Annotated in this window: 3 protein-coding genes; all 3 read right to left on the bottom strand. The window is 55.5% G+C overall.

The features are described 5' to 3' along the window. Nucleotides 1–23: 23 nt before the first annotated feature. From ACAN56_RS01185 to ACAN56_RS01175, 3 genes are read right to left on the bottom strand one after another with little or no spacing between them, the layout of a single operon-like run. The gene (locus tag ACAN56_RS01185; RefSeq protein ID WP_379139885.1) at nucleotides 24–6,644 is read right to left on the bottom strand and encodes an amino acid adenylation domain-containing protein; all 6,621 of its coding nucleotides are present in this window, start codon (nucleotides 6,642–6,644) and stop codon (nucleotides 24–26) included. A gap of 25 nt (nucleotides 6,645–6,669) precedes the next feature. Next, entirely contained in the window at nucleotides 6,670–13,245 is a 6,576-nt protein-coding gene (locus ACAN56_RS01180) for an amino acid adenylation domain-containing protein (protein WP_379139882.1), read from the bottom strand. Then, a complete protein-coding gene (locus tag ACAN56_RS01175; protein WP_379139880.1) occupies nucleotides 13,245–16,400 on the bottom strand; it encodes a type I polyketide synthase in 3,156 nt (1,051 codons plus the stop codon). Before ACAN56_RS01175 ends, ACAN56_RS01180 begins: the two co-directional genes overlap by 1 nt.

Raw genomic sequence — 16,400 nt, 5'->3', positions numbered from 1 at the left:
GTTCCCTCCTGAATTTAGGTTGTTTATCGGCCTTGCCGCTGTTTGCCGGCTAACTGGGCCAGGGAACTGCGCCGGGAATCAGCCCGTTCACGCTCCAGGGGCAAGCCTTCCTGCGGCGGTGAATCTGCTGCATCTTCCAGCAGAAATTCACAGAGATCTTTAATCGTCGGATACCTGAATAGTTCGATCATGGTCAGCCTGCTTCCATAATCCTCCTGTAATTCGCGGAAGAGCGCAACCATACTGATCGAATCACCACCAAGATCGAAGAAGTTATCTTGCAGGCCAATATCCTGGCGGTTCAGAACTTTGCGCCAGGCATCCGCAATCTGCTGCAGCAACGGAGCGGATCCAGAGGGGAGTTCGCCTGTCGTCATAGCGGCCGCTTCATCGGTTTCCGGGAGCTGCGGTGCCAGAAGCGCAAGCGCTTTGCGGTCTACTTTGCCATTGGCTGTCAGCGGGAAATTCTCCAGCTCCAGTATAGCGGACGGCACCATGTATGAAGGCAATTTCTCTTTTAAATAAACGGTTAGGGCTTTGCCGATGTCCGGTTTGCTCTCCTTGGTTGTGGTTTTATTGGAAGAATAGAGGTTCATCTCTTCCACCTGTCCAGACAGAGTCATCTGCTCAGGCGTAATCCCGCCTCCAAGCAGGCAATGCAGATATACATCGTTACTACGCAGCCGGAACATTGGGCGGATGTGTTCGAAGCCCAGAGTACCCATTTGAATTAAGCCAATTCCGTGCTCAGGACCTTTATCTTCCAAGAGCTGCGAGATGATCCCGGCTTCCATCATCGAATAGCCCAGGCCATCCTTCTGTCCATACATTGGGACGATTGCATCCATGCAGCCGATCAGGAAAATCTGGAAGGCCGAAGCTTCAAAAACTTCACGGTTCCCCGGTGCATGAATGGCAGCATCCATCCTTGGATGTTCTTCGAGCAGTACAAGCTGATGCTCCTTGCGGTTGTAATAATACAGCCCGCCAGGCAGATCCTCTACCGCTCCAGGCTTCAGATGGAAGTAGACCTGGACTGGATACAGCCCGCCTGCAGAACCATATTGGAACTTGGGAAAAGGAAGACCATCGAAAGTCCTTTGTGACAAAGCGGACGTAAATGCCCCGAATTGCTGCTGGGAAATCGGTTCCTTCACAAAGCTGCGGTAGCTGCGCCGCCGCAAGAATGGATCGTTGCCTTCCGCTGCATCGCCCAGACTGTAGCTTTTACCGGATAGATTATTTCGCAATGCGGGTTCATTCAGCTTGAACAACATCCGGTCCACTGCCCCTGTAATCAATTCCTGCCCAGCCATCCCCGCGACACCGTAAGCCTGTTCACGGTCCACGGTCACATAGGCGGATAACCGTTTGCGTTCGCCTTCCCCTTGGCTGATTACGGTAGCCTCCTTGATATACGGATGGGATTTCAGGGCAGCTTCGATCTCGCCTAGCTCAATGCGATGCCCGTGTACCTTAATCTGCAGATCCTCCCGGCCCAAGAATTCTATATTTCCGTCCTCCGCATATCTCCCGAGATCGCCGGTGCGGTAGAGCCGCTGGCCGGTCAGAGGATGACGGATGAATCGTTCCAGGGTTCGCAGTTCATCCTGCCAGTAGCCCATAGCGAGGCCTTCTCCCCCAATATACAATTCCCCGCATACGCCTATAGGGCACTCCTCCATCCGTTCGTTCAGCACGTAAACCCGTTGATTGGCGAGTGAACGTCCGTAAGGAATGCTGGTCCAGCCAGGCAACACCTCCTGAACCGGGTAAGCAATCGACCAGATGGCTGCTTCGGTGGCACCGCCTAACGAGACCACCTCAAGCCCTGGCTTCAACCGGCTGGCTGCTTGAGGCAAGCCCAGCGGTATCCAGTCACCGCTAAGCAGAGCCAGACGCAGCGAGCTGCAGACTGGCGAATTCGTATCTTTGACCAGTTCCGTAAGCATGCTGAGGAGTGCAGGAACTGTATTCCAGAGGGTTACGCCTGTCCGGTTCATCAGCTCCAGCCAATGTGCAGGATCCCGGAGATGATCCTTGTCTGGCAGAACGAGTGTGCCTCCTGCAGAGAGCATGCCGAAGATATCAAACACGGACAGGTCAAAGTTCAGCGCAGACAAGCCGAACATGACATCATGCGGTCCAACTTTATAAGTGTGAAGAATATCTTCAATGGTATTGAGAACAGAGCGCTGATTGACCATGACACCTTTGGGAACGCCCGTGCTCCCTGAAGTGAACATAATATACGCCAGGCGGTCCGCTGCCTCCGGGTCCTCTGCTCCGTATTTGCCGTCCGGCTTGCACTGCCCGTTAAGAACAATATGCATAAGCTGCGGCCAATCTGTGTGATCCAAATGGGGCTGAATGACGGCATTTGCGACTTGTCCAAGCCGCAGAAGCTCAGCTATCCGGGCTTGGGGAAGCGAGGCATCCACGGGCAGATACGCGCAGCCAGCCTTGAGAATCCCAAGAACAGCAGCAATCTGCTCCCAGCCCTTGTGCATCACAACGGCCACCGGTTCGCCCGGACGGGTTCCATTAAGGATAAGCTGACCGGCAACGTAATCGGCGTAGTCATTCAATTCGGAATAACTAAGCTGTAGGCCGGAGGCGATAAGTGCCACTGCGGACGGTCGTTGCCGTACATTGTTGTGGTAACGCTCCAGCAGTGATCCAGGTGACGGATTAGGCGGCAGTGGCCGGGTATGGAACGTTGCAACCTCATGAAGACGTTCGCGGTGCGGCATCCTGCGCGAAAGCTCCATACTCAGGGGCAGGGGTTCATCCCAGACTTGTGCTTCCTTAGCCAGCATGTCCAGCAGCCCGCAATACGCAGCGAACATCTCGTCCAGCATGCCGGCCGGGAACAGTTCATCTACAGAATCCCAATTGAAATGCAGCTCCCCATCCCGTTCCAGCACCTGGTGATCCAGCCACACCTGAGGAGTCTGTGAGACACTGTAGCGATCCTCCTGCAAGGCCTGGGCGGGCTGTCCTTCGGTCGCAGCTTGTTCCGTCTGATTCAGAATGCTTGTGAATATTACGGGTACAATCGCCTTCGATGGCTCTTTGTATTTGGCCAGCAGCTCCCTCGTCACCCGCACACCGCTGAAATAGCGGTGATCCATATCCTCAAGCAGCCTGCGCTGATGGCGCTGGGCCCGGCTGATGAAGGCACCCGGTTCGCGGTTGTCAATTTCCAGCAGAGTCAGGGAGGTGAAGTCCCCAATGACCTCGCCCACTTCGGGATGGATCGGCAGACGGTTGAATAAGGTCAGATTAAGGGCGAAATGCGCCTTGCGGCTCCATAACGTCAGCACCTCCGAAAAAGCAGACAGTAAAGCCACCGTAGAGGTAATGCCATAACCTTCCGCTCTCTTTTTGAGCTGCTTCCAGTGTGGGGCGGAGATGACATGCTGCCGCCGTCTGAATTCCGGCTTCAGCACTTGGGACGGTTCCTTCACCAGTTCAAACTGCGGTCCCATCGGCAGGGAGTCCAGCCGGCCCTTCCAGTACGTCTCGGAGCGGCGGAATAATTCGCTTTTTTCAATCTCTGCAGTAGCCAGCACATAATCGCGGAAGGACAAGGTCAGCGGCTCGAAGACATGGGCTGGATTCAGATACAGCACAGAGAGCTCGCGCAGCAGCAGCTCCAGGCTCCAGGCATCGGCGATTAGCAGATCGACGCTGATATGCAGCCGGACCCGGCCTTCAGGCAGCCGCGTCGCGCGGACATCAAACAACGGCCACTGGCAGCAATCCAGCACCTGGTGCGACATCTCTTCACGAATGGACTGCACATGGGCGCTTCGCTCCTCTTCCCCAAAAGCGGTGATGTCATAGGAACGGATTATATAGCTGGGAACTTGAGGCAGAATCTGCTGCTGCCCATCCGGAAGAATCACCGAGCGAAGCATATCATGCCGCTCAATCAGCGCTTGGAACGCCTGCTGGAACGTGCTTAGATTAAGGTCAGCGACATCATTTTCAAAATACATATGGGTCGATACATTTCCAAGCTCTAGGCCCTCCGAACGGCCGATCCAGTAGGCCTTTTGCACATCGGTCAGTGGAAAGGGATCATACCGCTCGGCCAAGGCAATCTGCACCTCGGGAAGATCAGTATACGCACTGATGCCTTGCCCGGCTTGCTCTGCTGCCAATGCAGCCAGATCGTCCACAGTAGGATGATTGAAAAATTGCTGGAGCGTAATTTCTGTACAGAAGGTCTTGTTCATCACAAACAAAATTTGGGTCGCCAGCAGGGAATGCCCGCCCAGCTCGAAGAAGGTCTCCTGTCCATCCGCGATCTCGAGCCCAAGGCTCTGCTCCCAGATTTCTTTGACTTTCTGCTGATAATAGTTATTGTCTGCCATTCTGTTTCCTTGGCGGCTTCCACTCTCAACATCTGCTGTGGCACGCCCGCTGGAAGGGCCGATCCAGAATACACCTCGTTCAAAAGGATAGGTTGGGAGCTCTAGCTTGCGTCTGCGTTCTCCTTCGTAATACAGCACCCAATCCAGTTCAGCGCCTGCCAGCCATAATCGGGCGATTTCGCTTTGCAGCCAATAGAGTCCGGGTACTTGACCTGCCGCTGCAATCTGCCCGTCGGATTGGCTGGGCTTGCCCAGGTTCAGGACATAGACCTGCTCCTCCTGCACAGGTGCATGACCGGAAGTATGATCCTTGTCTTCGCTGTAGGGCTGATGTAAAGCATCCTCCAGGGCGCATTCGCCCTTCAACACCTGTCTGACCCAGTCGCCTATTCCGGTACCAACGATGGAAGAGGCTTGGATACCCCAGCCAAGGAACAGGCGGCCAAGCGCCAATTGCAGCGCAAACGACAGCATTCTCGCGGTAGCAGAAGATGGTTCAGGTGCAAGGGCGGACCGAACATAATGTCGCAGGTCGAGTGGATATGAGCGGCGGATTTGGTCGGACAGCTCACTAATCAACTGCTGAAATGTCGGACTCGATTCGTATAAATCGCGAGCCTCCTCTGCAGAGAGCACACAGCTTTGGGAGAAGCTTAAACAAACTGCCTGCTTGCCCTCCGCTGCAGATCCCTGACGTGTAGTTCCGATTACACTCGCAGCCCTTAGCTGCTCCAGCAAATCGGTGCGCCCGCGAAAGACAATAGCTTTTGAAACGGCAAATACCGCCCGTCCTGTCTTAAGGGTATAGGCCAAGTCGCTTAGATTAAGCTGCGGGTGTATTTCTATATGGGCCGCCATATTGGCGCACATCCGCTCCAGCGCACTTGCTGTCTTGGCCGACAGGACCAGAAGCTCGCAGCGTTTCTCCGCATCCCCTTTCGCCTGAACCGGTGCTTCTGTTAGCACCAAATGAGCATTGATTCCACCTAGTCCAAAGGAGCTGATTCCGGCATACCGCCCATGTTCCCCGGCATCCCAGTCAGCAAGCATATCATTTACGTAGAAGGGGCTGCTTTGCTCCTCAAGCTTGGGATTGGGTGTCTCAAAATGAAGGCTTGCCGGAATTTTCCTGTGCTTGAGCGCCAAGGCTGTTTTGATCAGACCGGCTGCCCCAGAAGCCATCTCGACATGGCCGATGTTGGTTTTGGCCGAACCAATTGCACAAAAACGGTTGGAGCGCGCCGCTGCAAACGCTCTGCTTAGCGCCTCAAGCTCAATATCATCTCCAAGCGGCGTGCCGCTGCCGTGAGCTTCAACGTAGCTGATTGCATCCGGCTGGACTTGTGCGATGCTCATGGCTTCAGCAATGACCGCCGCCTGGCCATCTACACCGGGAGCAGCGTAGCCGATCCGGTTAGCGCCGTCGCTGTTAATTGCCGAACCTTTGATTACGGCCTGGATCATATCTCCGTCCCGCAGTGCATCTTCAAGCCTTTTCAAGACGACGATTCCCAGGCCATTGCTGTATACAGTCCCAGTAGCCTCTGCGTCAAAAGCGTGAATCATCCCATCTGCTGCGGTCAGCCCCCCTTGGCGATGCAGATAGCCCGGAACTTGCGGGAATTTGAGCGTCACGCCCCCTGCCAGTGCAAGGTCGCATTGTCCGCTGAGCAGACTTTCACAGGCCAGATGCGTTGCTACGAGAGAAGTCGAACAAGAAGTTTGTACGGCAACGACAGGTCCGCAAATATTTAGGCGATAGGCAATTTGGGCGGTCATATGGTCCTTGTCATTGGCGATCATAAGCTGCAAATCACTGACGGATTCGTTCCGGTCCCTGTCCGCAAGTAAGTGGTTAATCAGGTAAGTACTGGTGCTGACTCCCGCGAACAAACCAATCAGTCCGGGATAATTCAGCGGGTTATACCCTGCCTTCTCCAGTACCTTCCAGGCGTTCTCCATAAAAAGCCGATGCTGCGGATCGGTGATTTCGGCTTCCCTGCTGGTCAGCTTGAAGAAGGCAGCATCAAATTTCTCAGTGTCCTTCAATGAAGTATTCACCGGGATCAGACCTTCGGTCCCCAAGCGGTTCAGGGGTTCTATGCCTGGTCCTGCCGGTGCGGGGCTTAGCTGAAGCGCATCCGTCCCACTAGCTAGAAGCTCCCAATACTGCTCCACGGTATCCACCCCGGGGAAACGGCACACCATGCTGACGATGGCGATATCATTGCTTATATCCTGCTCCGACTGTTCCTTGCTCACTGTGTTTCCTCCCTTATGTTCAAAATCATCTGCGGCGCGTCTGTCTTGCTTGAAACCGTCTGTCCGCGCGGTCCGCCGCTTTTTGCTCCATACCTGTAGGGGACTTGTCCACTGAAGCACTTCCGAAAAATTCAACCATCGCTGCGACGGAAGTATGCCTGAACAGTTCGATGATAGGAATCTCGCGGTTCAGCATCCCCTGCAGCTTCAATTGCATCTGAACCAGCTTGAGCGAATTGCCGCCAAGGTCGAAAAAATGCTCATCCCTGCCGATATGCGGACGGTTCAGCAGTTCCTTCCAAATGGAGATAATACCTTCTTCCAGTACGGATTGCGTCGGCCCCACTGCGGGTTCAATCGTCTCAGGCAGAATGGCCAGGAGTGCTTTGCGGTCAGTTTTGCCGTTGGGAGTCAAAGGGAATTCTTCGAGAATGCTTATGCTGTAAGGAACCATGTAGCCTGGAAGCCGGGAGCGCAGATGGGAACGCAGTGCAGCCGGGTCCGGCATGGGTTGCCGTTCCGAACCGAGAACCACAAAAGCGCGCAGACGTCTCGCGTCCTCCTCTCCTTCAGCAAGCACAGTAGCCTCTTGAATGCCGGGACAGGTCTTCAGGGTGCTTTCGATTTCGCTTAACTCAATGCGGTAGCCGCTGATTTTGATCTGGAGGTCGTCGCGTCCAAGGAATTCAATGACCCCGTCTGATCCATAGCGGCCCCAATCCCCCGTCCGGTAGAGGCGTTCTCCGGTGATAGGCGACATGACAAAGCGTTCAGCAGAGCGGAGCTCATCCCGCCAGTAGCCGCTGGCAACACCCAGACCGCCAATATATAACTCTCCCGGCACCGATACTGGACATTCTTCCATCCGTGCATTCAGCACATATACACGCTGGCCGGACATGGATAGACCATAGGGAATGTTGGTCCAAGCCGGATCGACAGTGTGAACCGGGAACTGAATCGACCAGATCGCTGCTTCGGTTGCCCCGCCAAGCGCAATAACCTCGGCCTGAGTACTTAGGCGGCGAATAGCTCCCGGAAGAGTAGAAGGAATCCAGTCTCCGCTCAGCAGGCACAGTCTGAGGGAGTCCAGCCGTACCTCAGATGCGGCATAGATCAATAGCATGTTCATGAAGGCGGGAACGCTGTTCCAGACCGTAACCCGGTGCTTCTGCATTAGCTCCAGCCAGTGTGCTGGATCGCGCAGCCGCTGCGGCTCTGGCAGCACAAGTGTGCCTCCTGCCGCCAAGCAGCCGAAGATGTCGAATACGGACAAATCGAAGCTTAGCGAAGAAAGGCCAAGCACGAGATCCTGCGGGTTCAGCCCCTGGCTGCGGTGAATATCGGTCAACGTATTAACCGCGGCTATATGGCTGATCATCACCCCTTTAGGCGTTCCTGTACTGCCGGAAGTGAATAAAACGTAGGCCAGTTGCTCGCCTATTCCGTCTGCATTGCCTCCATATTCCGGCGTCTCTTCGTTTCCGGTATTTTCGCTGACCTCTAGGGTCTTAATACCGGTAGTGGTCCAATCACCTACAGGGACAGAGGACTGGACCAGTACCACTTGAACCTGTCCGAGCTCCAGCAGCTCTCCAATGCGGTAGGCAGGCAGACCTGCATCTACCGGCAGGTAGGCCGCTCCGGCCTTTAAGATCCCTAGAACCGCCGCTACCTGCTCCCAGCCTTTTTCCATCACTACGGCAACTAATGTCTCCGGCTGTATGCCATACGCCACCAACTGATGCGCTATAGCATTGGCTTTGCGGTTCAACTCTCCGTAAGAGAACGTATATCCGCCCACAATCAGGGCCGGAGCATTGGGCTGAGTGCGGGCCATCCACTGAAAGCCATGATGCAAGGCAATGTCCTGCGTCTCCTGTTTGTGTCGGTGCCGTGTGTCAATTTCCGCCAGTCTCAGGCGGTGTGCGAATCCGGCTGAACCCGAATCGGCCAGCGGCAGGGCCTGCTCCCAGGCCTCTTCTTCTTCTGCCAAACGGCGCAGCAAGCTTCCATAGATGGCAAACATCTCATCCAGCACTCCCGGCGGGAACTTGCTCAGGGCCGCGTCCCAATTGTAGTGAAGCTCGCCGTCCCGTTCAGCTACCTGGTGATCCAGCCATACCTGAGGTGTCTCCGACAGACTGCGTGCTTCCGTCTCGGATTCATTCCTCCGCTGGAAGATCTGATCAAATCCGGCTGTCGTCCCCTCCCTGTCAGACAAGTCCAGCAGGCTTGTGAACACCACCGGAACCGGTTCACTCAGAATGCTGTGGGCCATAAGCTGTTCTGTCACACGGATGCCACTGTAAAGGCGGTGATCGAGATCAGTCCACAGACGTTTCTGGAGCTGCCCAGCCCTGCTGCCAAAAGGAAGAGGTTCACGGTAATCGACCTCCAGCAGACTGATGGTTGTGAAATCGCCAACCAAATGTTCCATTTGCGGATGCAGCGGGAGACGGTTAAACAGCGTTAGATTCAACAGGAAATGCGGCTGCTTTGCATACAGCGCAAGTACTTCCGCATAACAGGCGAGCAGCAATGCGGAGGAAGTTAACCCCCGTTTGCGTGCCGCCGCTGACAGCTTCGACCAGAGACTGGCCTGCAGAACGGCCTTCCAGCGCTTAAATTCCTGCCGCTTCAAGCCTTGAGAAACCGCAACAGGCAAATGCGGACCGGCCGGGAGGCGGGGTAGCCGCTCTTGCCAATAGGTCTGCGCCATTCTATAACGGTCTGCAGAGGTTACGGACAGCAAGGACAGCACATAATCACGGAAAGTTGCTTCCAGTGGTGGCAATTGGGCTGTTCCGGCATACAGCGCAGCCAGTTCCTCCAGAATAATCCGAAAACTCAGTGCATCGGCGATCATAAGGTCAAAGCTGATATGCAGCCGGGTCAGTCCTTCGGGCAGCCGGGTCGCTTCAATGGCGAACATCGGCCAACTGCCGGTATGAATGGTCTGCGACATCACTTGACGGATGTCGTCCAGCCGTGAGACGCGCTCCGCTTCGGAGCAGCCGCTTGCGTCTGCCATTCTCACCGGGTAAGGCGGGACCTCTTCCAGAATCTGCTGCATGCCGTCCGGCAAGACCATTGCCCGCAGCATAGGATGCCGCTTAATGAGCGTCTGGAAGCACTGTTCGAAACGTTCAATATCAAGACCCGCAAACTCCATCTCCTGATAGACATGAGTGGCGGCGCTGCCTGTCCGTCTTCCGCTCCAATAGGCCATCTGTACTTCGGTCAAAGGAAAAGGTTCAAAGGCTTCTTGCGGCGACACTGTAAATTCGGGTAAGTCCACTCTGGCTGAGCTTCCCGTCTCTGACAAAGGTGCCACCGCAGCGTCATCCAGTTCAGTTGCCATGTTGGCAATGGTGGAAGCGATGAGCAGCTCCCGGAGCGTCAGCTCCACCTGCATCCTGGAGCGGATTTCAGTCAGCAGCTTGACAGCCAACAAAGAATTACCGCCCAAATCAAAAAAATGATCATGTATTCCGACGCTGGTCAGGTTCAGCACCTCTCCCCATACCTCGGCGAGCTGGATCTCAGTTGTGCTTCGCGGCGCTGTGTAACTGCGGGTTAATACCGCCTTGTCCAGCGGCAGCCGTGAAAGGAATTGCCGGTCTACCTTGCGGTTTGGTGTCAAAGGCAGCTCAGCAAGCTTAACAAAACGTGCCGGGATCATATAACTGGGAAGTACCTCACGGAGTGTTTCCTTCCAGTCTGCCTCGTCAGGAATGGTCTCCTTGCCAGAGGCTAAAGGGGCCGGCACCCAATACGCAGCCAACAGTTGTTCTCCCTGTCCGTCGTCGCAAGCGACTACGGCGCTTGCCGCAATCTCTGGCTGAAGGTTCAACTGCTGTTCAATCTCAGAAGGCTCGATACGGAAGCCCCGCAGCTTGAGCTGCTGGTCTTTACGGCCGAGATAGACCATTTCTCCTCCAGGCAGCAGCCGGACCCGGTCCCCCGTATTGAATAGCCGCCCTCCCGCCTGGTCCAGCGGGTTCATGATGAACTTCTGCGCGGTCAGCTCCGGCTGACGGTGATAGCCGTCCGTTACGCCGTCACCTCCGATGTACAGTGTACCTTCGGCTCCGAATGGCACAAGAGCCAGCGCTTCATCCAGGACCAAGCAGGTTGTACGTCCGATCGGTCTGCCAATCGGGACTTTGTGCAGGAGGTCATCCGGCGTAAGCTTGTGGGCCAGAGACCATACCGCCGTTTCGGTGGGACCGTACAGGTTCCATACCGCTTTACCCCGGTGCAACAATTGTGCAGCAAGCTCCGGCCTCAGTTCCTCACCACCGCAGAGTACAGTCATGTGTTCCGAACCCTTCCAGCCCTCTGCCAGCAGCAGCCGCCACAATACCGGTGTTGCCTGCATAAAGGTCGGCTTATAACGATTCATATTCTCCATAAGCAGTCCTGGATCGCTGCTGCTTCCCTCCTGTGGGAAGATCATCGTTGCCCCTGCGGATAATGGCAAAAACAGTTCGAGCAAGAAAATATCAAATGAGCATGTCGTCACAGACAACAGCGAATCCTCGGATGTCACATGCAGCAGATCCTGCATGGCATAGAGGAAATGGACCGCATTCCGGTGAGTCACGGCTACCCCTTTGGGCTGGCCTGTACTCCCGGAGGTATAAATCATATAAGCGTGATGAGGTCTTTCAGATGCCTTGGAGTCAGACAGAGCACGATTAGTCTGCCAACATGGGCTGCCTGGGCTGATGTCGCAGCAGCGATGGTCGCCGAACCGCTCGGCCTCCGCAGGATGATCTACCAGAATGCAGTCCAGTTCGGCGTGGCCCGCGATGTATTGCAGCCGCTGCTCTGGAAAGGCCGGGTCGAGCGGAACATAAGCGCTGCCGCTGATCAGAATGCCCAGGATGCCTGCCGCCAGCTCGAACGAAGGACGGGCACAGATGCCAACGCGGTGGCCCGGCCCTGCGCCGACTGAGCACTGCAAATAGGCTGCTAACCGCTCTGCCGCCCCATACAATTCGGCATAAGTATAGGAACGAGGGCCGCATACAATTGCCACGGCTGACGGATTGGCTGCGGCTTGCCGCTCCACCAGTGAATACAGTGTCGATCGCTCCGGGTAAACAACACCCGGGCCGATGCCTGCCTTTTGCAGCTCCGCTTCTTCAAACGGGGAAATCAATGGAAGCTGCGGGAGCGTCTGCTGCGTTTTCGCCGGCAAATTCCCAAGCATCCAGACATAGTTGGCGAGCAGACCTTCTGCTATTCTTTTGTCATAGAGATCGGTGTTGTATTCCAGCATTACATCCAAATGGTGGAGATGTTCGATAACTTCCAGTGTGATATCGAATTTAGCAGACGGCTGAGTCCACTTCTGCGGCGTGCAGACAGCACCGTCCAGTTGATCCAATGACATGCCGCCTTGCTGAAAGATAAAAAAGAGCTGGAATAAAGGCGAATATGCCATGTCCCGGGGCGGATTCAATGCATCCAGTACATGCTCGAACGGGATTTCCTGAGCTTTCAGGGCTCCAAGCACTGTCTGCATGGTCAGTTGCAGGACCTCTGTGAAGCTGCCCGCTTCGCGGATATCCGTTCTTAACACCACATTGTTCACGAAGCAGCCCAGCATCTCTTCGGTTTCTTCCCGGCATCTTCCTGCCGTCGGAGTACCGACCACAACATCTCCCCTGCCGGTATATCTGTACAGCAGCACGTTGAAGGCAGCCAGTACAATCATAAAGAGCGAGGCGCCTGCAGACCTTGCGAGAACTCTGAGCGCTTCAAGCTCTTCCGCTTCGATCCGCAGCGTGCAGCTATCTCCGCCCGAGGTCAGCAAGCGCGGGCGCGGGCGGTGTGAAGGAATTGTATAGAAAGGATCCGCGCCCTGCAGTTGCTCCTTCCAGTAATGCAGACCTTCCGTCAGCATCTCTGCCTGCATCCATTCTCTCTGCCAGCAGGCATAATCGGCATAGTCGTATTCACGCTGATTATGCGGTAGGCTCTGACCTTTGCATAATACGTTATAGAGCTGCACCCATTCTTCTGTAAGCAATCTAAGCGACCAGCCATCGGCAACAATATGATGAATGACGAACACAAGCATGTGGTCATCCTCTGCCAGCTCGTACAATCCGGCGCGCAGCAATGGCGGCCTGCCGAGATCAAACGGCTGCGTGAGCAGCGGCTGAGCCGCTTGTTCGACTAGGCGCAGCCGCTCCGCTTCTGTTGCCCCTGTGACCTTGACCTGCAGCAGCGGAATGACGCTGTCGGCGGCGATGTGCTGCTGCGGCTTCCCCTCTGCTGCGGTGAATGAGGTCCGGAAGCTCTCGTGACCGGCCGCCAGCAGGCGCAGACTGGCTTCCAAATGCCCCTTCTCAAGAGCACCGGTAATTCGGATTGCCTGATGCAGATGATAACTGGAGGCGGTGCCGCCTAGCTGCTCCATCAGCCATAAACGCTCCTGGCTGTAGGACAACGCTAATCCATTGCCATCGCGTGTTTGTTTTTCCAATGGAATTTGCAGCACGGGAATGCCCCGTTCACGCATTTGCAGCCGGAACCATTGTTTTTGCTCAGGCGACAATGAGGATAAGGCTACTTGTTCGGCCATTACCCCTTCCCTCCGCTCGGTTTGAGTTTGTCATCTGCAAGGCTGCTGACGATTTCGCCACTGCTCATAGCAGCTATTTCCTGGAACAAACTTACAATGGATTGCTCTTTGCGGGTCCCTCCGGAGGTGTTCTCCAGCACTTGAGCCATTCCGCTTACGGTCGGGTGCAGAAAGATGTTCTCGATGGACAGTTGTACGCCCAAAGCTTGCCGAATCCGGTCAAGTACCTGGGTGGCCAGCAGCGAATGACCTCCCAGCTCGAAAAAGTTATCATCCGCACCCACCGGTTGAATATGAAGCTCCCGTTCCAAAATCTCCACAAGCTGTTGCTCAATGCTCCCCTCCGGCGCACGGTACGCTGCCGTTACCTTGGGGCGGGCATGGCGTGATCCGGTTTGAGGTTGCTCGGGAATGGAACTGAACGGCACGGATATCCCGGATGCTTGTGTCCCTGACGTAGCCGTAACCGAGGCATTTGTGCCGGACGGGGCAGCTTCGGGATATACCCAGTAGCTCTGCCGGGAGAACGCATACGTTGGCAACGGAACCCGCCGGCACGTCTCATTTCCGAAATAAAGCCCCCAGTCCAGATCTGCACCACATACCCATAGGTTGGCTATAGCCTGTGCCAACACCCGCGTGTCCTCGTCTTGTCCGTGGACAGAACGCAAGGCGGGCACCCACACACTGTCTTCAGCCGCTGCCGGGTTCTGCCGCCCCAGACCACATAATGTGGAGCCTGGTCCTAATTCCACAAACAACCGGTTTCCTTCGCGCAGCAGGGCCCCAAGTCCATCCATAAAGACAACCGGGTCGAGAATATGCCGTGTCCAGTACTCGGGATCGATAGCCTCCTCTGCCTTCAGCCAGGTACCGGTAAGACAGGACATTATTGGAACAGAGGGTTCCTTTAATTCCACCTGCATCAACAACTCACGGTAAGCGGCGGCCATCGGCTGCATCAGCGGCGAATGGAAGGCGTGAGAGGTGGATAGTTTTTTATTAAAAACCCCTTCTTCCGTCAGCCGCTGTTCCAGTCCGGCAATGGCGGCTTCTTCTCCCGACAACACGCATAGACTTGGGCTGTTGACCGCTGCCAGCGTAATTCTCTCTTGTAGATATCCGTTTACTGCCTCACGGCTGAGCCCAACTGCCAGCATCGCTCCTCTTTCGGTCCGGGACATCCACTCTGCCCTGCGGCAGACCAGCATAACGGCATCTTCGAGACGGAACACACCTGCGATTGCGGCTGCGGCGTACTCTCCCAGACTATGGCCGATCATGGCCTGTGGACGAAGTCCCCGGCTGATCAGGAGCTGGGTCATTGCGTACTCAACAGCAAATAACAGCGGCTGGGTAAGCGCGGTCTCGTTCACATCCAGTATTTGCGGGTGATTGTTAACGGATTGCATCAATAGCTTGATATCCATCCCCGTCAGGCTTTGGATCTGCACTGCGCAGCGGTCGTAATACTCGCGAAATACCGGCTCAGCAGCATATAGGCCTGCCGCCATCCCCATATATTGCGAGCCTTGCCCCGTGAACATAAACACCACAGGACGGTTCCTGGAAGGACTTTCTCCCTGGTATACCGCTTGCGGGTCGGCCGCTTCCATTGCCAGGACAGCTTCTTCCTGCGTGGAGCAGACCACAGCCGCCCTGATCCCAAAAGCCTGCCGGCCAACCGACAGTGTATATGCTACATCCGCTAATTTCGTCTGCGTCTCTTCGCGTAAATAGTGCTGCAGCCGGGACAGATTACCAGCCAGGGAGGTCTCGGATTTCGCCGATACTGGAAGAATATGACACCCCGGCGCGACTGGTGCACTGTACATACGTGGACCCTCTTCAAGGACCACGTGGGCATTGGTGCCGCCCATACCGAGCGAGTTTACTCCGGCGCGACGCGGGTAGGCTTGCTCGGGCCAATCCGTAAGCCCTGTATTTACGTAAAAAGGACTGCCGTCAAAGTCAATCGCCGGATTAGGGCGCTCATAATTGAGCGTCGGCGGAATTTGCTTGTGGTGCAGCATGAGCGTCGCTTTGATGAATCCGGCAATGCCGGCGGCAGAATCCAGATGCCCTATGTTCGTTTTGACCGAACCGATTGGGCAATACCCGCGCTGATTCGTGCCAAGGCGGAACGCTTGGGTCAACGCCTCTATTTCAATGGGATCTCCCATTCGGGTGCCGGTGCCATGCGCTTCAACGTAACCGATCGTCTGCGGGTGAACCTCTGCCAGCGCCTGGGCCGAAGCGATGACTTCGGATTGTGCGCCTACGCTTGGCGCGGTATAGCTGATTTTATCCGCTCCGTCATTGTTGACGGCAAACCCCTTGATGACAGACCAGATATGATCCTTGTCGCGGATCGCTTCATCCAGCCGTTTCAGCACGACAAGACCGTAACCGTTGCCCGGAACAAATCCGCTGCTGTTCTCGTCAAAAGCTCGGCAGTGCCCATCCGCCGACATAATTCCTCCAGGCTCAAACAGGTAGCCTGCACGTTCAGGCGGGCCAACCGTGATGCCACCAGCCAGCGCCATGTCACATTGATAGGTCAACAGGCTCTGTGCTGCCATGCAGACGGAGACCAGAGAGGTGGACGACGAGGACTGCACCGCCATAGACGGGCCTTTGAGGTTCAGGCGATAGGAGATCGTTGTAGCCATACTGTCCTTGTCATTGCCGATGGCTGCCTGCAAATTGCCGGTGGCCAGCATTTTTTGAATATGAGGATAGAGGTTCAGGAACAGATATGAGCTCATGCTTTTTCCGGCAAAAACGCCCACGGAGCCTCCGCATTCCGAGGATTGGTAGCCAGCATGCTCCAGCGCTTCCCAAGCACATTCGAGCATCATCCGATGTTGGGGGTCCATAAGCTCCGCATCCTTGGGATTGATCCCGAAAAAAGCGGCATCGAATGCATCGAGCTGGCCGATTTCCCCTTTGGCCCGGACATAATTCGGCTGACTCAGTATTCCGGGGTCAATGCCCGCCTCCTCCAGTTCCCGGCTGGAGTAATGGGAAATACACTCTTTTCCCTCGGTCAGATTCCTCCAGAAGGCCTCCAGGTTCTCGGACTGAGGGAACCTTCCCGCCATGCCGATGACCGCAATTTCATTTCCGTTATAAGGATACTCAGGATGACTCAT

The organism is Paenibacillus paludis, assembly GCF_042610515.1.
Lineage (GTDB): Bacteria > Bacillota > Bacilli > Paenibacillales > Paenibacillaceae > Paenibacillus_AQ.
This window is presented reverse-complemented; position numbering and strand designations above follow the sequence as displayed.